The organism is Saccharothrix tamanrassetensis, assembly GCF_014203665.1.
GTDB lineage: Bacteria > Actinomycetota > Actinomycetes > Mycobacteriales > Pseudonocardiaceae > Actinosynnema > Actinosynnema tamanrassetense.
The window spans coordinates 139,225-164,442 of record NZ_JACHJN010000008.1; the positions used below are offsets into that span (position 1 = coordinate 139,225).

General features: G+C 67.5%; 15 protein-coding genes and 1 pseudogene. 6 read left to right on the top strand and 10 right to left on the bottom strand.

Translation table 11 applies throughout. The features are described from left to right. Positions 1–212: 212 nt before the first annotated feature. The 5 genes from FHS29_RS24890 to FHS29_RS24910 all read left to right on the top strand — a co-directional run bounded on the left by FHS29_RS24890 (position 213) and on the right by FHS29_RS24910 (position 5,103). Positions 213–653, top strand: coding sequence for a hypothetical protein (locus FHS29_RS24890; RefSeq protein ID WP_184694421.1), 441 nt, complete (start codon positions 213–215; stop codon positions 651–653). Positions 654–1,982: 1,329 nt separating this feature from the next. Further along, a complete protein-coding gene (locus FHS29_RS24895; protein ID WP_184694423.1) occupies positions 1,983–2,360 on the top strand; it encodes a hypothetical protein in 378 nt (125 codons plus the stop codon). Between the two features lie 133 nt (positions 2,361–2,493). After that, the gene (locus tag FHS29_RS24900) at positions 2,494–3,177 is read left to right on the top strand and encodes an ATP-binding cassette domain-containing protein (protein ID WP_312865089.1); all 684 of its coding nucleotides are present in this window, start codon (positions 2,494–2,496) and stop codon (positions 3,175–3,177) included. Continuing rightward, the gene (locus FHS29_RS24905) at positions 3,170–4,495 is read left to right on the top strand and encodes a hypothetical protein (RefSeq protein ID WP_184694427.1); all 1,326 of its coding nucleotides are present in this window, start codon (positions 3,170–3,172) and stop codon (positions 4,493–4,495) included. The genes FHS29_RS24900 and FHS29_RS24905 overlap by 8 nt, the downstream gene beginning before the upstream one ends. Before the next feature lie 8 nt (positions 4,496–4,503). Then, positions 4,504–5,103, top strand: a complete 600-nt coding sequence (locus tag FHS29_RS24910) for a hypothetical protein (protein WP_184694429.1) — start codon at positions 4,504–4,506, stop codon at positions 5,101–5,103. 350 nt (positions 5,104–5,453) lie between these two features. Here the strand turns inward: FHS29_RS24910 and FHS29_RS24915 are convergent, their stop codons facing one another. From FHS29_RS24915 to FHS29_RS24950, 8 genes and pseudogenes are all read right to left on the bottom strand, one after another. Further along, positions 5,454–7,322 (bottom strand): DNA cytosine methyltransferase, encoded by a 1,869-nt coding sequence (locus FHS29_RS24915; RefSeq protein ID WP_221456578.1) that lies wholly within the window; start codon positions 7,320–7,322, stop codon positions 5,454–5,456. 146 nt (positions 7,323–7,468) lie between these two features. Further along, complete coding sequence (locus FHS29_RS38270) at positions 7,469–9,214, bottom strand: AIPR family protein (RefSeq protein ID WP_221456579.1); 1,746 nt, start codon at positions 9,212–9,214, stop codon at positions 7,469–7,471. Further along, on the bottom strand, positions 9,211–12,213 hold the full coding sequence (locus FHS29_RS24925) for a sigma-70 family RNA polymerase sigma factor (protein ID WP_184694433.1): 3,003 nt from the start codon (positions 12,211–12,213) through the stop codon (positions 9,211–9,213). Before FHS29_RS24925 ends, FHS29_RS38270 begins: the two co-directional genes overlap by 4 nt. Before the next feature lie 149 nt (positions 12,214–12,362). After that, on the bottom strand, positions 12,363–14,141 hold the full coding sequence (drmB, locus tag FHS29_RS24930; RefSeq protein ID WP_221456580.1) for an MrfA Zn-binding domain-containing protein: 1,779 nt from the start codon (positions 14,139–14,141) through the stop codon (positions 12,363–12,365). 2 nt (positions 14,142–14,143) lie between these two features. Continuing rightward, on the bottom strand, positions 14,144–17,311 hold the full coding sequence (locus FHS29_RS24935) for a helicase-related protein (RefSeq protein ID WP_221456581.1): 3,168 nt from the start codon (positions 17,309–17,311) through the stop codon (positions 14,144–14,146). Next, positions 17,308–18,879: a nuclease-related domain-containing DEAD/DEAH box helicase gene (locus tag FHS29_RS24940; protein WP_184694436.1), complete on the bottom strand. Its 1,572-nt coding sequence runs from the start codon at positions 18,877–18,879 to the stop codon at positions 17,308–17,310. Before FHS29_RS24940 ends, FHS29_RS24935 begins: the two co-directional genes overlap by 4 nt. 346 nt (positions 18,880–19,225) lie before the next feature. Next, a pseudogene (locus tag FHS29_RS24945) lies at positions 19,226–19,762 on the bottom strand (transposase family protein); the annotation flags it as partial. A gap of 62 nt (positions 19,763–19,824) precedes the next feature. Then, the gene (locus tag FHS29_RS24950) at positions 19,825–20,979 is read right to left on the bottom strand and encodes a hypothetical protein (protein ID WP_184694438.1); all 1,155 of its coding nucleotides are present in this window, start codon (positions 20,977–20,979) and stop codon (positions 19,825–19,827) included. A 333-nt stretch (positions 20,980–21,312) separates the two neighbouring features. Between FHS29_RS24950 and FHS29_RS24955 the strand changes: the two genes are divergently transcribed. Then, complete coding sequence (locus FHS29_RS24955; protein WP_184694440.1) at positions 21,313–21,603, top strand: DUF4342 domain-containing protein; 291 nt, start codon at positions 21,313–21,315, stop codon at positions 21,601–21,603. A gap of 339 nt (positions 21,604–21,942) precedes the next feature. Here the strand turns inward: FHS29_RS24955 and FHS29_RS38275 are convergent, their stop codons facing one another. Continuing rightward, positions 21,943–23,064 (bottom strand): tetratricopeptide repeat protein, encoded by a 1,122-nt coding sequence (locus FHS29_RS38275; RefSeq protein WP_312865090.1) that lies wholly within the window; start codon positions 23,062–23,064, stop codon positions 21,943–21,945. Beyond that, the gene (locus tag FHS29_RS38280) at positions 22,992–24,737 is read right to left on the bottom strand and encodes an AfsR/SARP family transcriptional regulator (protein ID WP_312865091.1); all 1,746 of its coding nucleotides are present in this window, start codon (positions 24,735–24,737) and stop codon (positions 22,992–22,994) included. The genes FHS29_RS38275 and FHS29_RS38280 overlap by 73 nt, the downstream gene beginning before the upstream one ends. Positions 24,738–25,218: the final 481 nt, after the last annotated feature.

Genomic DNA, 25,218 nt, shown 5'->3' on the forward strand with positions numbered 1-25,218 from the left:
TAGTCCTTCTTCGATTCGAGCATGTCTGTTGATGACGTCCAAGGTTGTATCGGTCAAGTCATGCGTTAGAATCGCGATACGTTGGTCCAGCGAGGCAGTCAAGGAATGTATCGGATTCGTGGGAACGCCAACGGCGTCAAGCACCCACTCGACATGAATTAGCGGTCGAGTGGGTCAGTTCTATCCGGGATGACCACCGAAGGGTCTGAAACGTGGTTGAGATCGAGACGTTCCTGAAGAGTCCGGCCGGCGGATTCGTGCCGGTGCAATCATGCCGTACCCCGCCGCCCGACCCCGACTACATCGAAGGTGCCATTCGACTGTCCATTGATGGATCGGAAATCATCGGCACTGAAGAGTGGGACTACGTTGACCAGCTCTGGTGTTATATCGCCGAGATGGTGACGAAAATGCAGTCGTTGGGTTATGCGGAGACATATTTCCCGGATCAGCCGATCAAGCTCTCTTTTCGGGCCGCAGGGTCTCGCGTCCTGGTGATCGCCAAGATCGGTGAGGAAACGAAGACGGTAAATACTTCATCCGCGGATTTCCTGGATGCTGTCAAAGCGGCTGGGTTGATCTTCTTCAGGAAGATGTCCGAGCTTGTCCCGGTCAATTCGTATGCCGAGGCGCAGCGGGAGCTGTCAGTTTGAACGAGGCATAGGCTCCGGCGGGAATTTTGAATCCGGTGGGGCCTCTGAAGCTTTTGACGGCAGTGGTTGGCGGCAACGTCAGCGGGCGGGTGCGGCGTGGAGGGGCTATGAAGGGAGTGGCCGAGGAGATCGATGGCGTCGCGCTGGAGACGGAGTCGGACGTGGGCGTAGCCGGTTGCGGTGACACCGATGTGGGCGTGACCGAGGAGTTCCTTGGTCACGATTCGACTACCTGTTCTAGGAGGAGGCTCGCGGTGAAGTGCCGGAGGTCGTGGAACCGGATGCGGCGGAGCCTGGCACGACGGAGCAGGGTGGTGAAGTGCCGGGTGAGCGTGGTTCCTTCGACCGGGGCACCGTTGGACCAGGTAAAGACGTAGCCGCTGTTCTGCCAGCTTTCGCCTGCCGCCCACGTTCTTGGAGTTGTTGGCTGCGGTGCTGTTCAAGAGAGCGTCGGCACGGTGTGGGCAGTGCGATCCGCCGCTTCGCGTCTTCGGCGGTAGGGCAGTCAGGCCGCTGCTGTCGGTGCACTTGGAGGGTGCAGCGGATGCCGGCTGTCCGGCGACCAGGTCGAGGTCCTCCCAGTGCAGGCCGAGAAGTTCGCCCTTGCGGAGCCCGGTACGCAGGGCGAATTCGAACAGTGCGTTCAGCCGATGGTTGCTGTCGCGACGAGGAACGCGCGGGCCTCCTCGGCGGTGAGCGGGGGCCGCGGCTCAGAGCTGGCACTGGGGGTGGGGTGTGAAAAGTGGCCACGTGGTTTGACCTGCGGTTAGGCGGCTGTGGGTTCGTACTCGTTGATCGATCGCCGAGGACTGGTCGGCGAGTATCGACGTGTAGCCCGGCTTCGTGGTCGGTTGGTCTGGTCGTGGTGCCGCGAGTTGCCGGGCTCGGTGGAGTCGGCAGTGGTTGTAGTGGGCCGCGTAGCGGTCCAGCACCACTCGCGGGTGGTGTGCGTTGAGACGAGTGGTCGGTCGGTGACTTCGCGTCTACGGTCCCGATGAACCGTTCGGCGTAGGCGTTGGCTCGCGGCGGATCGGGGAGGGCGCTGTGCGCCACGCCAGAACATCCCCACGGAGATGCATGGGATTGGGCGCACAGGGTCGGAGCAGCCGGAGCAGATTGCTGCTGATGGGGGAGCCGGTTGATAGGAACGGTCGGGGCATCTCGATACGCCGCAGAGGTGTGATGACCATATCCCTCGTTTGGGTGATCGCGACTCATTGTCATTCCTGGCTACGGTGAGATTCGCTGGGGGCCCTCGGAGCACTTTACCCAACCCGGTACTCGATGTTCTGCCTGGCTTTCCTTCCGATGGGTAGAAAAAGGAGCGGTGTGAAACGTCTTGTCATCGGCGCGGTCCTGGCTACGGCATTCTCGGCTGCAGGAGTGGCGCTGACTGCTCCCGCGTGGGGCGCACCTGACCTGCAAGCCTGTGGACTCGGCGCGGACAGCCCGTATTGGGTGTCCGACGGCACGATTCGCGGGGTCGGCAGCCGTACGGACTGCGGCGGCACGGTTACGTTAACCGTGCGGATCGCCAAGGACCGGCCCTTCCAGCCCGACACCATCCACGGTACCGAGACCAGGACAGAGTTCGGCAACGGCAACGTCAGTGTAGACGGCGCCTGTGCCGGATATGACGACTACTACACCTGGACCACCAGTTCGTCGGGCAACGAGATCGAATCCGGTCGAACGAAGACCTGCTAGGATGACAGATCGTGCGGCGCGGACCGGGTCCGCGCCGCACGAGGCACTGTTCGACAGGTCAACCGAGCAGAAGCGGCGCCCATACGTGCGAATAGTCATCGATGACGTCCGGTTCCGATATGGCAAGAAATCGGTGTTGTCCGGGGTTGATTGGGTGGTCGGCACCGGGGTGACCGGGCTGCTCGGCCCCAACGGCGCAGGTAAGACCACGTTGCTCAGCCTGCTGGTCGGGTTGGAGAAACCGGATTCCGGCGTTCTTCGGTTCGAGGGCGCCACCTCGGGTGCGATCGGCTTCGTGCCGCAGCGGTTCTCCTTGGTCGGCGGGATGCGGGTGCTGGACACCGTCGCCTACGCAGCGTGGGTCAACGGCGTGGACAGGGTCGACTGCGCTGTGGCGGCGGTTCGGGCGCTGGCGGCGGTGCGGCTTGACGACCTGGCGGCCGCTCGTGTTCGGACGTTGTCCGGCGGGCAGCGCCAGCGGTTGGGTGTGGCAGCGGCGCTCGCCCATGAACCGGATCTGCTGGTGCTGGACGAGCCGACAGTGGGGCTCGATCCGGCGCAGCGGATGCGGTTGCGGGAAGTCATCGCCGACATCGGGCGCACCAGGACGGTGTTGCTGTCCACGCACCTGATCGAGGACATTTCCCACTTGTGCCAACGGGTCGGCGTTCTTGCCGAGGGCAGGTTGGTCTTCGACGGGACCGAAGCGGAGTTGACCGACTTGGTCGACAGCACGCCCTCTCCGGGAGTGCTGGGCTCGCCATTCGAGCGTGCGTACCACGCGCTGGTCGCGAAGCTGGGGGCCGACCGTGACTGACCTCCGCACGACCTTCCCGACACGGCCGGAGAGCACCCCCGCCTTCCCCAAGGCCCGACTCCGCTCTCCGTTGGGCGCTTGGCCCGTTCTGTTGCCCGCGTTGGCGATCACCGGCGTGGTGGTCGCCGCGACCGGTCGTATGCGGTCGTGGCCCTACCAGGAGTGGGTGCAGACCTCCGCCGAGTTCCACCAGCAGAACGTGTTCACGGCTCCGATCGCGGCGGCGGCGGCCACGTACTTCGCCGGGCGTCTGCTGCCGCCGTCACGAGTCTTCGCGCTTCCCTCCGCCGCACGCGCGGGCCGGCAGACGGTCGCACAGCACCTGGGTTTGCTCATCGGCGTGTTCGTGGCCGCATACCTGCTCGGACTCCTGCCCTTGGTCGTCGTCACGGTGTCCGACGCAGAGCACGGCGGACCCGACATAGGGGCGATGCTCACAGGGGTGCTCGGACTGGCGTTGGCGACTGCTGTCGGCTACCTGGTCGGTGCGGTGACCCGGACCGCCTTGACCGCACCGCTGTCCTTCGTACTGCTGTTCGGCGCTGCCGTGGTGGGCAGCAGCGGTGACACGTTCTCGTCACTGGCTCCGGTTCTCTACATCACGCCCGTGCTCGGCAGCGTGCAGTCCACTCCGTTCGTCGTCTACAGGCTGGCGTTCCTGACGGTGTGCGCCATCGCGGTCGTGTGGACGGCCGTCGGCCTGCTGCGTCGGCACCGCGTGAGCGGTCGGTTCCGCGGGGCCGCCGCGCTGCTGCCACTGCTCCTGCCCGCCGTGTTGGCCGTGCCGCCGTTGCTGTCGAAGCCCGCCCTGTTCGCCTACGAGGCCGAAGTGCCGCAGGTGTGTCGAGCGGCCGGCGGAGTCGAGTACTGCGTGCACGGGGGACATCGCTCCCGATTGGACCTCCTGGTGGCCGCCACGGACGCCGCCGTGCAGCGGTACGGCAGGCCCGCGCCGTTCACCCGGGTCTACGACGAAGCCCTTCGTGGACGCCCGGTCGACGGAACGGACGAGTGGCGGCCGGAGGCGCCCGACACCGTCCTCTGGATCCCGATCCAGCCCCAGAACCCCACGGAGACCCGGCCGGTCCAGGCGGTCTACGTCCTGTCCGGCTCCGGGGCCTGCCGCCGACTGGGCGACGCAGCCGACCCGGAGTCGGTCCGGTTGGCCGACGACCTCGGCGGTTGGCTGGCCGGGACAGTCCGATCGCACAACGCCTTCGCCGGTCTACCCGATTCCGCCGTCCGGCAGTGGATCGCCGCGAACGTCGACCGGATCGCGGGCTGCACCCTGACACCGGAGAGCCTGCCCAGCCGATGATCCGCGTTGTGCTGGCATCGAGGTCGTTCCACTTCTTCGTGGCCGCGACGGTCGCACTCAGCGTGCTGAGCACAATCCTGGGAGCCCGTGCCGTCGTGATCCACCTGTCTGCCGCCGTGCCGCAAAACCGCTTGCCGTTCCCCGAGTTGTGCGCCGTCGTGGGAGCCGTCGTCACCGCCACCGTGCTGCGGCCACGTCTCTGGGAATGGGACCGGGTGGCCACCCGGCGTGCGTCACTGGTGTCGGTGGCTTGCGCGCTGTCGGGCATGCTGCTGCCGGTGGTGATCGTCCTGCTCGGATCGACCCGGCTGCCGCCGGGCGTTCCGTGGTCCTGGCAGGTCTCCAACTACCTGGTTTTCGCCGGGATCGCGTTCTGCCTCGGCCCCGTGCTGGGGCCGGCGCTGGCCGGCGGGACGACCCTGGTGCTCTACCTGGGCTGCGGAGTGGTGAATCACCTGGCCCCGTGGGCTCAGGACGTCCTGCCGGTCACGGGGTATCCGGGGCCGGAGACACACTGGACGGTGGCGAGCTCGGTGGTGTTGCTGGCTTTGGTTGTGCACGGCCGCACTCGCGGAGCCACCCGGTGGTCACGCCGACTGACCGACTGAACTCCCGATGAACGTCCCGGGCCCGTGTCCTGACCGCGCTTCCCACCTGAACGGATGGAGTTGTCGGCAGGCACACGGCCACGGTGAGCTGGGGGATCGCCTCGCACAAAGGCTGTGCGATCGGATCCGCGCCTGGGGGTGGACCGCACCGGCGAGCCGGTCGTGATCACCCACTCGGCTGAGCACCCCGTGGAAGGCTCGAAGGTCATCAAGCGCTGGACCAATTTAACTATCGCATTCTGAACCGGCGAATTCCTCGGTGTGCAGATGAGCGGCTTCCGCCTTTGCTGACGGCCCGGTCCGGGCGATGCCGGTGTCGACCGGGCCGTCAGCATCATCTGCGATTCGGGTCAGAACAGCCTGTCCGAGAACTCGTTGTCGTGGGCGGTCGCGCACTGGCGGGCCAGTGGACACCCCTCGCACATCGGTGCTTGCTTGTGGCAGTGGAGTTGGCCGACCAGTCGCAACGCGGCCATGCGCAACGGTGCCTTGGCGTCACCTCCCACCAAGCGGGAGAGGTCGACCCTGCCGTCGGTGAGGCTGTTCGCCCGTTCCGAGCTGGTGTTGAGCACACGTGACGACACGCGGATGACCGGCTGACTGGTCAACAGGACGTCATCGCCCGCCAAGAGCTTCAAAAGGACGGTCTTACCAGGTGGGAGGGCTAAGACCTCGGGCATGTCCTGGGGGTGCAACCAGAGCTTCCGGTCATCCTGCAACTGCCGCAAACGCGTTACCGCTGCAGCAGCCCCGCGCCTGACTGCCGCCTGTTCGATGAGGTCCACCGCTCGCTTGGTGACCCGTCCCTTCCTGGCCACTTCACGGAGGCCGGGAGCGTACGCGGCGAGTTCAACGGGTGACGGGTCCAGCATCGCCACGACCGCGGCGACGGGCGGCGTCAGCTGGTCCCCGGGGAGCACGCACCAGTAGTTCCCAGCACGCCGCTCCTCGGCCCAAGCGGCCAAGCGGTTGGCGAGAACGCGCCACCGGTTCTGCCGGGCTTTGTCGGTGACCGGTACCGGAACCAAGGCGGTGGCCGCGGCTTTGCCCAGCATCGGCGGCACGGCGTTGCCGATCTGCTGGAACGCGTGGCTGCGGCTGCCCGCGAAGCGGAAGTCGTCCGGGAACGTCTGGATGCGGGCGGCCTCGCGGACGGTGAGGGTGCGGTGCTCCGACGGGTGGATGTACCAGTAGCCGTCCTTCGCGATGTGCGCGGTGATGGAGCGGCTCAGCTCGTCCCAGTCCAACCGCTTGTACTTGTCGTCGAACGTTTCCGCCGTGTACCTGCGCAGGCTGGGGTCGATGTGCGCGTAGAGCGTCTTGGACGTCATCAAGGCGAAGATCTCGCGATCGTCGTCGCGAACCGGTCGGGTCATGTGGTCCCACACCCTCTCCTCGTCGGTGCCGCGCCTCATCACCTCGGCGAACTCCGACACCTCGTCGTTGGGCGAGTAGGGCAGGTCCCGGCCGCCAGTTGTGAGGCCGAGGTCGGGTAAGTCGGCGATCGCGTCCCGCACGGTCACCGCTTCGCCGGGGCTGGGCCAGGTGAAGGTGTCGCTGTCGAGGCGGGCGAGCAGGATCAGGCGCTTGCGGTGCTGGGGAACGCCGTATTGCCAGGCGTCGACAAGGCGGAGGTTGGTCCGGTACCCGACGTCCTCCAGCATGTCCACGATCCGTCGCACGACGTGGAAGTCGTCGCCCAAGGCCATGTCCGGGACGTTCTCCATGAGCACCGCACGAGGCTTTACCTTGAGCACGACATCGACGTAGGCCTGCCACAGCTCCTTGCGCTCGTCGAACTCGTCGCGCACACCCGCGTCCACCAGGCTGCGGATCTTGCTGCGTCCGGCCCTGCTGAACGGTTGGCACGGTGGTCCACCGGCGATGAGGTCGATGTCGACGCGCTTGAGCACCCTGATCAACGCGGCGCGCTTCTTCGGGTCTCCCAGGTCCACGTCGAGCGCGAGGCCGGGGAAGTTCGCCCGGTGGGTCTGCAGCGCAAACTTGTTGTGGTCGACCGAGGCCGCGACGGTCCACCCGGCGTCGGTCAAGCCCAGGCTCAACCCACCGCCGCCGGAGAACAGGTCGACCGCGAGCCGGGCGCCGTTCGCCACCCGCTCGGCGCACCACTGCTCGAACGTCTCCTCGGTGCACGCTTCAGGGTGCACCGGCAACTGCAGCAGGTCGCTGCGCTCGAGCTTCACCGCGTAGACCGCCACGTCGCCTCCTGTCCTCCGAACAGGGATCCGCGCGGGACCTCCACCACCGACGATCTGGTTCTGCTCAACTTCTGCCATGCCACTTCCCGGGACCGGTCCGTTCGGCCGCCCCGACGCGCGAACGATGAAAACGGGGATGAAGTCGCCTAACCGGCGAGAACGTCGGAGGGGGGAGCCCACCCCATCGCGCGTACACGGTCCCAGCAGGCGGTTTTCTTCGCCCACTCGGTGATGTTCCCCCCGCTCGGGGGTGAGGTGAGCAACCGCCGCACCGCCTTCGCGACGTCGGGCACCGCCGTGGCGATCGCCTTGGGCAGCGTCTGCTCGCGCCAGATCCGGTCCAGGTCGAGCCCACCGAGCGTGTGCACGATCAGCGACACGGTGTGTGCTGCGGTCTGTCCGAGGTAGCCGCCGAAGTTCTGCTTCTGGATGATCGACCGCACTTGGCGGAACACGATCCCCTTGGCGACCAAGTGGCGGAAGTACACGTCGTCGGGGGCTTCGCGCTCGGCCAAACCCTCGTCCGACGTCCACGTCCGGAAGCACTTCTCGGCGCCCTGGCACACGACCTCCGGCCGAAGCGAGTAGGCGTACTCGTACTTCGCGGCGTCGGTCTTGCCGAACCGCTGCCGCACGGGGTTCTCGCGGTCGAACTTGCGCCGCGTGGCGGCGGTCGTGAACTTGTTCTTCTCGACGTCGTACTGCCCGCGCACGCGCTCGTAGTACCAACGGGTCTGCTCGACGTCCACACCGAGAGGCGTCACCCAGGTGGTGCGGGACCACCGCTCCAGCCCCACGTGGAAGCGGCTGTTGCCCTCGAAGTCGGCTGGCGTGACGGCGTTCTGCGAGTTCGCGTAGCGGGAGATCTCCGGGACCATGCTGTCCAGACGGTCGTCGGGGATCAGGGTGATCTTCGCGGGTACGGTGACCGCGGACAGGTCGACCCCCTTGCGGGCCGCGTGGTGCAGCGAGGCCGTGGTCTGCCCCCCGTTGACGATCTGCAACTCGGTCAGGCTGCGCAGCACCAGTCCGTTCGACGTCCGTTCGAGGTCCGCCGCACGAGCGGTCGCGGAGACGCCGTTGTTGTAGGCCAGGAACCGACCGGGCTGTTCCTTGATCGTCTCTGCGATCCCCTTGTTGACCTTCCCACGCGCCTGGAGGTAGGCGCGCACGTTGCGCTGGAGCAGGCGGCTGTGGTGTTCGTCGTACAGGTCGGCGAGCAGCTTCCCGGGCAGCATCGCCATCAGGCAGCGGTACCCGTCGGCCTGCTCGGATGACTCCAGGCACGGCACCTCGTACCCCATCTTCGCGACGTCGATGAGGATGTCCTCCTGCTGGGCGCCCGAGCTGATCAGCTTCTGGAGGCGGCTGACGTCCCACACGTTCACCAGAGTCGGGAGACCGGCGACGGTGGCCTCCTCCGCGCGGCGCAGCCCGGTCCTCCCGTCGGTGAAGACGAGAATTTTGATCATCTGGAGCTGGGGCCACGCGCTGTGGATGCGCTCGACCATGTCGTACGCCGGACTCGACCGCTCCAGCTGCTCGTGCACGCCGTTGCGGCAGAACTCCGCGAACGCGCCCACGTGGCGGACCAGCTGGGTGAGCCGCTCGCGCTTCAACGGCTCGGCGTCCATGCCGTACTCGGACGTGACGAGGTGCAGGATCGTGCCGTCGCCCGTGATGTCGTACCCGGCGACCTCGACGCGGCGGTTCTGCCAGGGCATGAAGAGGTAGCAGGTGTCCAGGTCGTCCAGCGCCCCGTCGTCGATCAGGTGCTCGCCGACCAGGGTCACGAACGCGTCCCGCGTCATCAGCTCCGGTTCGGCCTGGACCCGGTCGTCCACCCTGCGCCGCAGCTCGGCTGCGAAGGCGGCGAGTTCACCGTCCGTCACGTCGTCCCCCCACTTCGGTGTCGTTCGATCACGAGTTCGGACTTGCCGCGCGCTATGCGGGCGAGAGCAGCCAACCTCGACCGGAGCGGCTCCGGCGGCACGACGGTGGCGCCGGGGTGCTCTCCACCCCACGCGGCGCGCTGTTCGGACGGCACCTCGACGAGCACCCTGGCCAGAGCGGTGTCCTCGGTCATCTCCAAGCCGTCGATCCCGAGCCAGCCGCCGCGGGAGAGGTATCGACCGTCGCAGCGCACGTAGAAGCCCTGGCTCATCTGCCAGTCGGCGGGGTCGCCCACCGAAGCTGTGTCACCCGCCCGCAGGGCGTCCGGGTGTGGGAGCACGCGAGGGCTCGCCACCACCGACAGCCCTGCGGCGGTCACCCGCTCCTCCCCGAGGTGCTGCCCGGCCGGGTTGCCCCACAGGAAGGGGTCCTGAGCGGTGACCGCACGTCCGTTGACGTCGATCTCGGCCTTGCGCCGCAACAACTCGCCGAACACCACGCCGAGGTCGCGGACGCACCGGTCGAGGACCACGCCGACGCGCGTACGTGCGACCTGGGGCCGCGGTGCCCGGAGCAGCACGACCGACCACTGGTCCGACTTCACCTCGGGCAGCAGTCCGGTGGGCAGCCTGCGCGTGGCGCGGTGCAGCCACCAGGTGTCGGTGTCCGCCGCAGAGGTGAGGACCAGGCACGCCGAGGACGTGTGGGCATCCCAGGCGGTGACCTCGTCGTACAGGGCGGCGGCGACACCGAGGGTCGCGGATCCGCGCGACACCTCCTGCCCTTCGCGGAGGTTCGAGAGCAGCTCGTGCCCGGCGAAGGCGGCTCCGTCGTGGACCAAGGCGAGCCTGGAACTCGTGCCCGCGCCCGCGGTTCTAATCCGGACATGACGGGCACCGGACCACAACGCGCGGTCCACCAAGGCGATCAGCAGGTGGCCGAAGGCGCTGTCCTCACCCGCGGCGCCGAGCCGTTCCACCAACCCCGACCCCGTGGCGATCTCCGTGCCAGGCCGCCGCAGCTCGTGGACCGGTGTCCGCACGACGCTCAACCGGCGGAGCGAGACCTCTTTCGAGGGAGTGGGGGTCGCGCCACCGGCGGTGAGTCCCACGTCTGCCAGTTTCCCGACGAGCTTGCTCTTCGCCTTGCTCTCGATCTGCCGTATCCGCTCGCGCGTGACCGAGAAGTGCTCGCCGATCTTCTCCAGGGTACGGTCGTCACCACCGTCGAAGCCGAACCGCAACCTGAGCACCTCGGCCTCGCGCTCCTTCAACAGTGACAAGGCTTTCCGCACGAGTTCGGCGCCGAGTTCGTTGTCGAGCACGTAGTCGGGGTTCGAGTGGTGTTCGAACGGAGCGGGGACCAGTTCCGCGAGCGAGATCTCCCCATCCGCGCCCAAAGGCGCGTCCAGGCTGATCACACCCCTGGACAACCGCAAGCAGTCCACCACCTTCTCCCAGGAGAACCCGGTGCGCTTGGCGATCTCCGCGATCGGGGCGTCCTCCTGCTCGAGGAGCAGCCTGTTCCGGACGGCGCGGACCTTGCGGACTTCCTCGTGCTTGTGGACCGGCAGCCGGATCGTCGCGCCCTCGTCGGGAACGGCGCGGCCCATGTGCTGGTTGATCCAGTTCACCGCGTAGGTGGAGAACTTCAGTCCCCGCGAGGCGTCCCACTTCTCGATCGCCCGCATCAGACCCAGCAGCCCGTGCTGGTACAGGTCTTCGTAGTCGAGTCCCGCACCGAGGTGCCTGCCGATGCACGAACCGACGAGACCGGTGTTGTGCAGCACCATCGCGTCGAATGCTCGGGCCCGCACGTCGTTGTCACGCAGGGTCGAGCGGAAGCCCTTCGGCAGTTCGTCCGACAGGTCTTCGTCGGCTGATCGCATGAGCTGTGCCAACCCGACCTCTTGGTCGGCGGTGAGCAGGCGCTTGGACCGAGCGTTGCTCCGCATCGGGGCCACGAGCAGGGCGCGAGCGCTGTCGACCGCCGACCGGGTGGGCGGAGCCGTTTGCTCCGGCACCGCGGGATGGGGCGTCGGGAACTCGACGGTCGCGCCGTCCGCCTCCACCCACTCCCCGCCAGGCGCGTCGCGGGTTCGGTCGTCGAGAAAGGCCGGCGTCAGCCCGCTCAACGAGGTGGGTCGCCCGACACCGGAGTAGGAGAGGAACAACTCCGAACGTGTCGTCGGACCGAGTACCCGCAGCGCGTTCTCCAACCGGAAGCGGTCCTCCACGTGGTCGAGCCCCGCCAACACGACGTGGTCGAACCGCATCCCGATGGCGCTGACCCACGTCAGCACCTTCACGCCGGGGTCGGCCCAGGTGATCGTGGCGTGCTTCGGGACCTTGACGCCCGACAGGTGCCATTGCGTCCTGCCGTCGAACAGGTCCCCGATCCCGTCCTTGAAGACTTGGGCCAGTTCCCGGGTCGGGAGGAACACACCGATCTGCCGGTCGCGGTGCGCTGCCGCCTGCTCCACGACGAACCGGATCTCCTCGTCGACGTCTTCGTGGTCGACCAGCACCGGTCGTGGGCCTTCGCGGTGAGGCGCGGCCACCGGGAAGGACCTGTCGCCGAGGTGCGCCAGCAACTCGTGGATCTGCGCGGTACCGCCGTCGACCTCGTGCGAGGTGGTGGCGGTTCCTGCGCCGAGGAGAGCGGTCAGATCCTCCAGCGTCGTGCCGGAGGCGTCGACCGTCTGCACGGGGTCGACGAACACCGTCGCCTCGACGCTGAGCAGGCGGAGCACCGTGTAGAAGTCAGGTGGCAGTTGCTGCCCTTGGACGACGATGACGTGTCGTCTGTCCAGCGGTCGAACGTAACGAGCCCGGAGGTGTCGCTTGAACTCCCAGAAGTTGATGTCGTAGTCGTCCGCCTTCGGCTGGTTGATCCGCAGCACCGTGCGCCACACGTTGGCGAAGTACGAGTGGTAGGTCATCACGGTGTCGCCGCGGCTCTCGAACGGCATCAGCGTGCGGATGCGGCTCGTCAGCACGCTCGACCGGGTGATGACGTGCAGCTCTTTGCCATGCCCCCGGAGGCGACGGTAGGCCGCAACGGCTTGGCGCGCTTGGTCGACTGCGGGTGCGGCGACCACTACGGCGTGATGGGGCGCCTCGTGGACCGAGGCGCGTAACGCGGCGCTCACAGGAGGCTCCCCGGGACACCGCCGACGGCTGCCGCCAGGTCCTTGAAGAACCCGAACTCCGGGTCGACCAGTAGACGCCGGTCCAGCAGCCGGTTCGTCGCCTCACAGCTCGTCTCCGGCGCCAGCGAGCACGCGTGGCACGCGGCCAGCGACAGCCCGTCCGGCCCCTGGCCGGGGTGGTCCGCGCACACCGGGTCGAACGAGCACCACAGGGCGGTGGTGATCGACATGTCGAGGAGTCTGACCAACCGGGGGAACTCGCCCATCCTGACCAGGCCGCCCAGTGTGCCCTCCGAGTCGCCAGCCGCCGTGTAGATCAGCACGCCGGACATGGGGGGACCGCCACCGTTCTTCGTCACGTACAAACGCTCGCGCAACGAAGATGTCGAGTAGCCGGCTTCGAAGGCGGTGTTGCGCAGGAGCAGGTGCGCGAGGGTGTGCAACAGCACGAAACGCGGTGTGGGCTCGGGAAGCCACGTCGCACCCGTCAGCTCGCGACGTTCGGCCAATCGCCGGCACCGGGGCACTACCGGAGCCGACTCCTCCCACCGGACGAGGGCCTCCTCGTCGAACCTGAGGAAGAACCCCTCCCCGAACACCTCGACGGCCGGCAGGAAGTCGGGGTCGTCGCTCAGGTTGGACGGCACCTTCTCCTCCATCGCGTAGCGCTCGAAGTGCGTCAGCACCCGAACCTCGCGGAGGCGGTCGACCAGCACGACCTCCGGGATCAGCCTGCTCCAGCCGTTCACGGTTCCGCCCGCGGAGCGCAGCGGGCGATGGGCTCGTCGTGAGATGAACTGGTCCTGGTGGTGGTGCTCCTCCTCCCTCGGGTTGATCAGGGCCGCCCACTCGTCCGGGCGGATGTTCTCGGGTCCGCCGTCGGGCTGTGCGTGAGGTGCGCTCATCTCGTTGGCCAGCGCCGCCTCGACCTCGGCGACGGACAGGCCGTGCTCGTCTGCCATGACCTCGATCATCGCCTTGGCCAACTTGTAGCCCGGGTTGTTGACGAGGAACCGGAAATCGTCTCTCTTCCTCAAGACCGCCAACGGCTCGCTGACGGAACTCCAATCCGAGTCGGGCGGGATGTCGATCGCGCTGACCACGTTCGGGAAGTACACGCTCGACGCCCCGCGCTGCATCGCCACCACCTGCTTCGCGCACACCTTCGCGTCTTTTTGGTCCTGCCACGGCTGCCTGCCGGTGCACTTGCTGCCGATGTGCTTCAGCCCGACGCTCGTGGTCAGCCCGTCCAGCGACCTCTCACCGCCGCAGGGCACGCACCGCACGACGAGGGAGTTGAGGCCACCGCCGACATTGGCCTTGCTCAGGAACTTCAGGTCCGATCGCTGGCACTGGTTCTGGTTGCGGTCGCGGCGGTCGGCCGAGTGCGCCCAACGGACCCAGTCGACATCCGACAGGTGCCCGTCGGCGCACACCGCCACGAACCGCATGGGGATGAGCTGCTTCCCGGCGGGGCAGTGCTCGCACCTCGGAGGGGTGTTGGCGACTTCTCTGGTGTACGACCACCGGCTCATGCGCCGACAGGCCGGGCAGAACAACCACTGCGGGAACCGGTAGTAGGGGATCGGCCTGCCCGGCATGGGCGAGGCCAGGGAGTTCACCCCGAGGTACGAGGCGAGCCTGGGGAAGTCGACGGGCACGCGTTGGTGGGGCCACCTGCCCGCGTCCTCCACCACGAAGGACTCGCCGACGAGGTCGATGATCGCCCCTGGTCCGAACGGGCTGATGACCTGTGAACGTCGAACTTTGCGCACCGTCACTTGCGAGGCCCCCTCACCTGCACGTGGACCTCGACGTCGACGCTGCGCATCGAGTCGAGTGTCGCCCAACCGTCACCCCGCTCGGTGAACCGCTTGAGCAGCTTGGGGCGCTCACGTCCACCTTGGCTGTAGCGCAGCCCGCCGAGGGGTTCCGCGTCGGCCGCCCGCTTCACCCACCTCTCGATCAGGGTGTCCAAGTGGCTCTCGACTCGTTTGAGTTCGGTCGGATCCGCCCGTTCCACGCGGCTGAGGAACCTCCCGACGAGCGTGGCGAAGCGTTCGTCATCGGGGTCGAACGACGCCGCTTGCTGATCGCCCGACAGGCCGAGCGCGTGGCGCACCAGCACGACCAGGTCGGCGTGGAGGGCGCGCAGGCGCGCCGGCACCGAGAACGGGGTCACCGAACTCGGCTCCACCGAGCGGTAGAGGCTCGCGTGGTAGGGGGTGAACGACTCGTAGTGCGACCGGTCGCGCGGCTTGGACGGCGAGTAGACCGTCACCACGAGACCGGGGCGGTCGACGTTCCGTCCCACGCGGCTGGTGGCCTGGATGTACTCGGCGGTCGTCTTCGGTTGGCCGACGACGGTCATGATGCCCAGCCGACCGACGTCGACGCCGACGGAGATCATGTTGGTGCTGGCCAGGAAGGCGACGCCACCGGGTGCGTCGTGCGGCTCCTTCAGCCGGTCGAGGCGTTTCGGGATCTGCGCGGAGGCCACGTTGCTGGTCAGCTCCACCACGTTGTCGTCGTGGAGCTGCCGCACCTGATCCTCGGCCCGCGCGATCACCTTCAACCGCGATGGGATGTCGTCGGAGGCCAGGTTGATCGTCTTGCCCAGCTCGCGGAGGCTGTTGTGGTAGACGACGAGGGTCGAGTAGGCGTCCTCGGCCGCCGGCGCCAGCCCGACCTCCAGCGGCGCCTGCAACTGCGCCGCGGCGACGTGGATGAGCGCGGTGAGCGGTGTGTGGCCCTGTGGCATGACACCCATGTAGGCACGACCCGGTGCTGCGTGGTTCGTGCGCACGAAGTACGAGTCGGTGGCGTCGAGACCTGCGGGTGGGAACAGCGCGACGGGCCGCCCGAAGACACCCCTGGTCTGCTCGTCGGCCCGGCGGATGGTTGCTGTGGCAGCAACGATCTTCGGCCTGTTCCCCAGGTGCTCCATCAGCACGTCGAAGGCCGCTTCGTAGAGGCCGACGATGGTACCCAGCGGACCGGAGATGAGGTGGAACTCGTCCTGGATGATCAGCGACGGACCGGGGTCGCGGCCCGCCCCGAAGAACGCGCCGGTGTTCTCGTTCCACACAGTGCGGGCGAACTTGTCGACCGTGCCGACGAGCATGGTGGGCGGGTTCTGATAGAGGTCCTCGTCCACCGACGACATCGGCAGTTCGGTGCGGAACGGGCACTTGTTGTTCAGGCACCGCACCCGGAAGGAGTTGTTGGTCGCCGAGATGCCCCACCGCTGTTCGTCGTCTTGGTCGCCGGGGACGATCCGCGTTCCGCACCACGGGCAGGACTCGATCTGGAAGCCTTTGTCGCCCGCGCCACCGTCACGCGCCCGCGCGAGTAATCGGCGGGCGTCCACGAAGCTGTTGGGGCTGTTCTCGCCGCCGACCCACAGGCCGATCGACACGGGGCGGCTGCCGAGCCGTCCGTTGGAGCCGCGGCGTACCAGCTCACAGGCGGCGATCATGGTCGCGGCTCGCTGGAACTGCTGGCTGGTCAGCAGGCGCAGGGTGTACCTGGTGATGACCGCGGTGCCCGCTCCGCTGTCCCCCAGGGTCAGACGCCGGTGGAGGACGGTGAACGCGGCGAGCCCGAGGTACGCCTCGGTCTTGCCGCCGCCGGTGGGGAACCAGATCAGGTCGACCAGATCCCGGTCCTCGCCATCCTGGACCACGCCCTTCACCGTCATCAGCAGGAAACCGAGTTGGAAGGGGCGCCACGTGGGGTTGAGCGAGTCGTAGTCGACCCGCGGGTCCGGCGCGTCCGAGGGGGCGTGCGGCGAGCCGCCGAGGTGCGGCCGGCTGTGTGCCATCTGCATGGCCATCACCCGGTTGGCGAGCGCGAAGGCTTCGAGCGCGTCCCGGTCCTCGCGCAGGAAGTCCAGGCCGGACAACATGCGATCCCTGGCCCGGATCGCGCGGTCCCGCAACCGCTCGGCTGCGGGGCGGAGGCGCGGGTCGAGGTTCGCCGATGCCGCGTCCCAGGTCTTCCCGATCCAGTCCGAGTACCGGTCGACGAAGCGGGTCAGGGCCGCGAACACGGGCTCCGGAGTGGTGGCGATCCCGGCGAGGCCGTTCAAGCGGACGGCGTCCGCCACGTCGGGTAGGTCGAAGGCGACATCCGGCACCACGTGCACCGGGAGGAACGACGTGCCGACCCACTCGGGCCGTTCGCCCGCGGTGTCCCAACGAGCCGCCGTTCCGTGGCCGACGGCGTACACCGGCACATCGCGGTACTGGAGTTCGAGTTCTTCCGCTTCGTCGTCGCTGTGGGCCTGTGCCTGCGTCGGGTAGCGGATGATGGCGCTTCCCGCGGCCCGGCAGCGGAGCCCGACTTGGAAGAGGCAGTCCTCCGGAGCCACCGCCCGGCGCTGCTCCTGCACTCTGCGGTTGACAAGGATGACGGTGACGATCACTCCGCCGGGGTGCGGACGCCAGGTCACCTCGACGCTGGCCGCCTCGCCCCACAGGTTGACCTTCCGGTGAATCGCGGAGGACGGGGGCTCGACCGTCAGCGCTGCACTTCCCACGAGGTCGAGCGGTTCGCGCTGCCACTCGTCGGCCTCGTCCGAGAGGCGGTGGTACCGCGCGGCCCGCACCTCCACGGTGATCGCGGACCGGTCCGCGATCATGAAGCTGATGCCGGCCGAACTCGGCCGGCTCTGCCCCGCGAGGGTGATGGGGTCGTCGTCGTCGTCCTCGATCAGGGCACCTGCCTGGTCGTCGACCTCCTCCGCGTCATCCGCCGGACCGCTCGCTTCGGCGGGAAGCGGGGCGAGCGACATCGGGTACAGCACGGCGGTCAGGTACCGGTGCTGCGGCGCCTTCTCGTAGAGGACTTCGTCGTCCCCGTCGACCGGACCGACCAGCTGGTCGCGCAGGTACTCGAGCACCCGGTCCCGGTCCGGGAACCCCGTGGTGTGCACCTCGGTCACCCGTCCACTCCCGTTCTGCCCGGCTTGACGACCCACAGGGCGGCCTTGGCCCGGGTCATGCCCACGTACAACTGCGCGCGTGCCGCCTTTTCGTCCGCAGTCTCATCCACTTCCAGGAGGACGTACCGGCTTTCCAACCCCTTGAAGTCGGCTACCTGGGCGAACCCGACGCGCCCTCGGCCGGGCCGGCGCATGCGCAGCAGGTCCAGCACGTCGATGCGTTCGAGCCATTCCGCAGGTAGTTCGACGAAGATCGATGCGCTCAACTGGTGCGGTGACAGCAGCACGACCTGCTCCAGAGGCACATCGTGTTCTTCGAGTTCGGTCAAGGCTGCCAACACCGCGGTGACCGCCTTCGCGCGGACCTCCTCGACCACTACGACCTCGCGGCCGTGGCCCGCCTCGGTCACCCCCAGATCGGCTCCTGTGCGCTCCTGGGTGGCGCGGACGATCTCGATGGTGTTCCGGCAGTTGTCCATCAGGTCGACGATGGTGGGGCGGTGGGAGTCCAGCTTGACTCTCGCGTCGTCTTCGTAGCGACCGACCAGTCCTCGCTGGTTGTTGGAGTCCAGGAAGAACGCCCAGCGGCCGTCCGCCAGCCCGCCGACCAGCACGGTGTCCAGCACGTCGAGGTCGTGCCCGTTGACGACGTCCTGCCCCTCGTCCACCACGACCACGTCGAAGGCGTCCGCGTCGAAAGCCGACACCTGGTCGAACGGGACCGCGGTGATGCCGTCCAAGTCCTGCTGCGAGCGGATGAAGGCCGCCAGGACGTGGCTGCGGCAGGTCAGCAGAACACGTTCGCCGGAAGCCCGGGCCCGCCTGCACATCTCGACCGCCAGCATGGTCTTGCCCGTTCCGGCGCCGCCCTCGAACACCACCCGCGAGTTCCTGCGGTGCTGGTCGAGGGCCTTGTACTGGCTCTTGGTCAGGGCGACGAGTTCCTTCTCGACCAGGTCGTCGAGGCGGCGCAGGGACAGCACGCGGTCGAAGTCGGGGCGGAGGACGTTGAGGTAGCGCTCGACGTCATCGGGCGACAGAGGTCCCCGCCCGCCGAGCTTGTTCTCCCAGAACGCGCCCAACCGGTCGAGGCACTCCGCCCACCCCTCGGACGCCAAGCGGACCGCGTTGATCACCATTTCCGGGGTCCACTCCACGCTGACCGCGTCGAACTCGCTGTCAGGGAAGACAGCCCCGTACCCGAACACGGTGCGCTCGACCAAGTCCGGGTCGGCCGTGGTCCGGCGGAGGACCTTCTGCAGGGCGAACATGCTGGTCTGCGCTTGGTCGAGAGGGCTCTCCTTCAGCCGGTGCCGATTGCCCTTGAGGTCGCGCGTGTGCCACACACCCTTCCTCAGCAGGATCTCGCCACCTTTGGCTTCGAGTGCCAACAGGCCGCGTTCGCCGAGCAAGAGGAAGTCGATCTCGCACACCCGCTTGCGATCGTGCTCGGGCAGGTTGGTGCTGTGCATGGCGTATGCCCACCCGGCCACTTCGACTGCGGCCAACTGGGAGAAGATCTCCTGCTCGGCCTGACTGGCACTGGGATGCACCGAATTCGGGATCATGCGCACGGTAACCTGCCTGCTTTGCGACGAGTGGGGGAGGTGGTCGAAAGTGTGTTCGAGAAGCTCAGCGAAGTCTCCCTCTTGGATCACCTAAGCAGTCGTGCGCGGATGGTCCATCGTTCGTTCGGGTGACATAGTTACACGACAAAAATGTGAGCTTCAGTCACGTGGTCATGTCGCGCATGCCGTCTGGTCAGAACATTTTCAATGTGCCCGCGAACCCAATTTTTGCGGTTTCATGTCGCGTCGTCCGGGTGGTAACTCGCTTACGCGCTAGTACCTGCGAACAAGCTCAAGGCGCTGAAGTCGGCAGTTGTTCGGACGGAACGCGACTGCGACCGATCTGGTCGCAGATCGCCATGAGCACCTCCCGCTCGCCGATCTTCGCATCGGCCAGTGCCCAGGCGATTGGCAGTCCGGCGGGAGTGCAGACCAGGTGCAGGCGCAGGCCCCAGAACCAGCGGGAGTGCGATCGGCAGTAGCTGTATTTCGCCCAGCCGGCCAACTCCGAACGCTTCACGGTGGGGCGGGAGCGGCCGCATTCGACCGGGGTGGAGTCGACGATCCAGGTGGTGTCGGTCCACAGGTCGGTGTCGGCGGCCGGCCGGCGTATGGCCTGCTTGACCTGAAGCAATGCGGCGCGTAGGCGGCGGTTGTAGCCGGACTGGCCGGACAGGTACGGGAACGGGCCGAGCATCCGGGCGGGCAGGAACCGCAGCCGGCGGGCCTCGGAGGTGAACCCCAGCAGCGCTTGGGCCACGGCCAGGGTGACCAGCTCGGCGTCGGTCAGCTTCGGCGGCCTGCCCATCCGACGCCTACCGGCGAGGTGGTCGTCGATCTTGACGTGGAGTGTGGTCAGAAGGGTGTTCAGGTCGGTCGTCACAAACTGATCTTGAACACCCTTCGTCCGTCTCCGGCCACCGCCTCCACTTACGCACTACTCGTCTAACGGGCTCGCCTGCCGGCGTGTGGGCGGTGTGCGACGGCGGCCATCGCGGCCACCAGTTCGTGTGGGGAGTGCAGGAGTGCGGGGTTGCAGTCGAGGAAGTGGCACTCGTCGTCCGTGGGTTCCCAGGCGGTGATCTGTGGGCCGATCTTGATCAGGAGGAAGTGGCGTGTGTACACGACAACGTCTTCGTGACCCCGACATGCGTCCAGCAGGCGTGCGATGGCGTGGGCGGTTCGTTCCTCGCTGGTCGTGTCCGGCGCGTGGACTTCGATGGTGATGTCGCGCCCTTGCACGACAGTCTCGATGGTGTCCGACGCCAGTTCGTTGGCTACGGCGGCAGTGACGGCCTCGGCCAGGTTCTTCACTGCGTCCGGGTCGTTCTGCCGGGCGAACAGCTGCTGGAACCACGACCCGCGCTCCGGTTCCCCTGATGCCGTGATCGTGCCCCCTGCGGTCTCCAGGAGTTCGACCAGAGCGTCGCGGACGGACGTGCCGTCGTCGCCGGACGTGTAGACCGTCACCTGATGGATGCCGGCGGAGTGATCCGCGTCCTTGAGATGGCGGATGAGGGAGTCGGGCAGGGCGATCCACGCGGAGTCCCGAGTGTCCTTCACGGTGATGTCGACCTGGCGGAACGTGGCGGGGTCCAAGGTCCTGGAGTGGAGTACGACCTCGTCGAACAGTTGCCGGGACACGATCACTGCGACGGGTGCCGCCGAGTCGTGGAGGGCCTGCTTGAGCGCGGCGGCGTCGAGCAGCCGGAACGCGGTGGTCACCGCGGCGGAGGTGGCGCCGTGCTCGTCGAAGGCGACTTCGCCTGTGTGCAATGCCAGCCGCAGTCGTACCGGCGCTGTGTCGTCGCTCGTGGTGTTGTGTCTGCGCAGAGCCGCTGCCAACGCTGCGGGCAGCGTTTCCACCAGCGAGGCCTTCGGAGTCTCCGGCGGGACGAGCACGAACACGCCGTCTCCGCGATCCTCGTGGTAGGAGACGTCCGAGGGCACCCCGGCCTCCGCCAGCGCCTCGAACACCACCTGGTTCAAGCGCTCGCGGATGGCCATCTGGTTGGGCAGAGTCCGGTCCGGGGAACCGAACTTCTCGACGTCGACCACGACCATCGTGCGGTGCAGAGCCCGCCGATCCGCGTCCGCCATGCCAACCTCCGGTAAGCCGCGCGGTGTGCCGGTGAACCGCAGTTCTACCGGGCCCCGCAGGCCCAGTGAGGCGTCCCTCGCGGAACAGGTCGCCCATTCAGCCCATTGGACCATCCGGTCATTACCTCCGGAACCGGAGAAGGCGATCACACCGGGGAGAGTCGTCGCTGGTAGCTCGGGTTATGGCGTCCACCTTGGTACAGGGCCGGTGGCGGCGGTGAGCGGTGTCCTGAGGGATGAATCAGGTGGGGGTCAGGGGAAACCCTGATGGCAGGGCGCCCGACCGAGGGCACGCTGGAGGCGTCAAGGGACATCCGCAGTTCGAGGAGAGTCATGAGCGAATCCAAGCCCGAGTCCCCCCGTGCCGCCGTCGACGCCGTAGTCGACGCCGTTCGCGGGCTGGTCAACGAGGGCATCAACCGCCGTGTGGTCGTGCGTGACAGCAAGGACGACGTGGTGCTCGAGGTGCCGGTGGCTCTCGGGTTGGTCGCGGCGCTGGCCGCGCCGGTGGCCACGACGATCGGTACCGGTGTCGCGCTGATTGGCAGGTGCGGTATCACGCTCGAGAACCGCCGACAGGCCGGTAGCCAGCCCGCGACGACGGTCCACACCGAGCAGGTGTAGCCGGCAGTCGCTGAACACCTCGGTAGGTACATAAACGCGGGCAGGACACAGGGGGCTGGTGCCGTCTCCAGTGGTGGTGACGGCGCCGCGCTCGGTGCTGTGGCTGGGGACCGCTGCGAGTGTGCTGGTGTTGGCGCACCAGAAGTCGGAACCGACGAAGCGCTTGCGTCGGGAGTCGGTGCAGCAGTACCGCGAGAAACGCCCGGTCACCGCGAGGAACGTGGACAGGCGTTGCCCAGTTGACGCTTCAGGACGGTGATCTGGTGCTGTAGCACCAGGATCTCCACGTCCTTGTCCCGGTCGCTCATGGGCAGCGGCAGGCACAGGGCAGCGAGGACGTCAGTCCTGTGCCGAGTCGCCGAAGACGTCGAGCTGCTGTTGGACACGGTCGGCGTCCTGGCGTTGTTGGGACTGGTAGAGCTTCAGGGCCTCGCGCCACACAGCGCGGGCCTGCTCGAGTTCACCGAGGGCGACGTGCGGGTGGCCAAGCCTGTCGAGGCTGTCGGCTGTCGCGTAAGTATCGCCAACAGCACGGAACAGCGCGAGAGCGTGCAAATAGTGCTGGACGGCCTCTTGATGACAGCCAGCGTGGTAAGCGATGTAACCGAGGCTGTCCAGCGTTGCCCCCTCGCCGTCCAGGTGGTGATGGAGGCGTTGTAGGGCGAGTGCGGCCTGGCAGTGTTCACGTGCCTGCTCGTAGTCGCCGAGGCGGGCGGAGGACCAGCCCATCGCGTTGAGGGCGGTGGCTTCCTGCAGCGGGTCGTCGAGGGTACGGCAGATCGTCAGGGCGTGGGCGGCGTAGCGGAGGGCACGGCGGTCGTCCCCACTCTTGCCCGACGCCCAGGCGAGCGCGTTGTAGGTGTGGACCTGTTTGGGACGATCCTCGATATGTTCGGCAAGGGCGAGTGCGCGGTTCAGGTGGTCCGTCGCTTCGTCGTGGCGCCCCATCTCAGCGTATGCGACGCCGAGATGCCACTGGCTGTGAATTCGAGCGATGGGATCGTTGAGGCGATCGGTGGCGACGAGGGCAGCCTGCCAGGTTGCAAGGTAGTTGCGAAGGTGTCCTCGTCGTTGATGGAAAGTGTGCAGGGCCCACGCCAGTTGCCACACGGCCTTGTCCCAGCGATGTGTGGAGGCGACGTGGTGTGACGCGAGTAGACAGGTGTATTCGGCGTCCAACCACGCCAACGCCGCTGCGTCGTCGTGCAACGGATGCTGATGGCAGCCGGGCGCTTCAGGATCCAGGTGGATGGTTGCGCGGTGCGGGTTCAGGAGTCGGTCGGCGGTATGGGCGGTGTGCAGATAGAAGTCCACCACCCGGTGCAGCGCCGCATGTCGCAGGTCATCGGGCAGTTGGTGGTGGGCGGTGTCGGTGGCGTAGCGGCGAATCAGGTCGTGCATCGAGTAGCGGCCGTGGGCATCTCGACCAAGCAGCGATGCGTCCTCCAGGCCACGCAGCACCCGCCTCGCCTGTGCCTGGTGAAGGCTGGTGAGGCTGGCGGCTGCGGGCAGCCGATGTCCGGGCCGGGTGCGATTCCCAGCAGCCCGAACACGATTTGCTGCTCGGAGGTCAGTGCCCGATAGGACCAGGACAGCACGGTAGGCATACCGGTGGAGGAGTCGTTGTCGTCCAGGGCGTTCACACCCAGGTCGTGCAGTTCAGTAACGAACTCGGCCAATGGGATGCGGGGATGAGCATGGGCTCGGCCGGCGATGATGCCCAGCGCCAGCGGGAACCCGCCGCACAACCCGGCCAGCTCGGCCACCGACTCCTGTTCGGCCGCTATCCGCTCCGCTCCGAGGCGCCGGGTCAGCAGAGCACGTGCCTCGTCCCGTCTCAGGGTGTCGAGGGTCAGGTGATGCGCGCCGTGGCGAGTGATCAGCCCGGTCAGGGTTCTGCGGCTCGTCACCAGCACTGTGCAGGAGTCCCCGCCCGGCAGTAGTGGTGCTACCTGCTCGGCGTCGGCGGCGTTGTCCAGCACGATCAGCATTTGTTTCCGTGCGACCAGGCTGCGGAACAGCGCTGTTTGTGCCTGCGGGTGGGCCGGGACGCGATGGGGTTCTACGCCGAGGGCGTCGAGGAACCCACGTAGTGCCACCGCAGGTGCTGTCGGGTCGCTGTCAGGGCTGAAGCCGCGGAGGTCGACGAACAACTGCCCGTCCGGGAACTGGCCCCGCCGCTGGTGGGCCCAGTGCACGGCCAGCCAGGTCTTGCCGATGCCACCGGCGCCGGCGATTGCGGAGATCACCATCATGCGCCCCTGTCTCGCCTCGTCGAGAATGGTGGTGAGCGCGGCGAGGTCGGTGTCGCGACCGGTGAAATGTGGTGGTGCGGCGGGTAACTGCCGGGGCACCACCGCCGGCTCCACCCTGGCGCCCGGCGGGGCGGACAACGTGGAGTCCGCAGCCAGAATCCGACGGTGCAGTTCCTGCAGTGGGCCGCCAGGGTCGGCGCCCAGTTCCTCGACCAGACTTTCGCGTAACCGGCGGTAGTGCTCCAAGGCATCCGCTGACCGACCGGCCCTGTACAGGGCGAGCAGATACTGCCCGGCCACCCGTTCGTCCAATGGGTATCGCGCGGTACGCGCTGACAGTTGTGCCACCAGCTCCTCGCCGCTGCCGACGCGCAGCTGGGCGTCGACTAGGTCGTGCTCGGCGTCCAGCAGTTCCTGCCGCAGCCGGTCGCGTTCGGCCTCGACCCACTGTCCGCTCAAGCCGGTCAACGGCTCCCCGCGCCACAACGCCAACGCCTCCGTCAACAACGCCACCTGTCGCATGTCGTCATCGGTGCCGCGGGCGCGGGTGCACAGGTCGCGGAAACGGCGCAGATCCACCGCGTGATCGGCCTGGTCCACCACCAAGACGTAGCCGCCTGAGCGCAGGACGATCTGAACGCCGTCCGCCGCCGGCAGAGCGTGGCGTAGCCGCGAGATGTGGCTGTGCAACGCCGCCCGTCCCCGCGGCGGCGTGTCCGCACCCCACACCCGCTCGATCAGCCGTTCCACCGGCACCACCCGGCCTGCATCCACTGCCAAGGCCGCCAGCACACATCGCTGCCGGGCCGGGCCCAACTCCACCGCCAGCCCATCTACGAGCATGGTGATCTCGCCCAGTAAACCGAACTCCACCGGCATGTCCGCCCCTGCCCGGCCGCCGCTCGCGTACCCGACCTGAGGTCAGGAATAGCACGTTGACCAGGGCGAAACAGAACCTGGCAAGTGGTTCACACGAACGGCCGCGCACCATGAGACCGAGACGGCCCGAGGAGATGCTGGGGGTCGGGCCGTCTCACCTGGAGACAGGGTCGGGCCGCCGCACTCAGCACGGCCGACCGCATTGTGCAAACCCGTGATCAATACACAACTCAGGGCTGTGGTCGGACGCCTCGGCGTCAGTCCGGCGGGCGCCGCCCGCGATCGGACCACCCCAGTCGCGGGCGGGAGTGGTCCGGCGTAGTACGGCGGCCTCGTGTCGCAGTACCAGCCAACGAACCCGACAACCCGGTCCGCGCAGGCGACGGTGACCGGTTCGGGTGGGTAACGCCTGCGGGAGCGTTTCGGGTTGGCGTGGAAGGTGTGGCGGTTTGGCTGGCGTGACGTGAACCTCGGGTGTGGT

Excerpts from the sequence above, each read along its gene's own strand:
- FHS29_RS24955 (WP_184694440.1), top strand. The coding sequence starts at position 21,313 with ATGAGCGAATCCAAGCCCGAGTCCCCCCGTGCCGCCGTCGACGCCGTA.
- FHS29_RS24950 (WP_184694438.1), bottom strand. The coding sequence starts at position 20,979 with ATGGCGGACGCGGATCGGCGGGCTCTGCACCGCACGATGGTCGTGGTC.
- FHS29_RS38280 (WP_312865091.1), bottom strand. The coding sequence starts at position 24,737 with ATGCCGGTGGAGTTCGGTTTACTGGGCGAGATCACCATGCTCGTAGAT.
- FHS29_RS24940 (WP_184694436.1), bottom strand. The coding sequence starts at position 18,879 with ATGATCCCGAATTCGGTGCATCCCAGTGCCAGTCAGGCCGAGCAGGAG.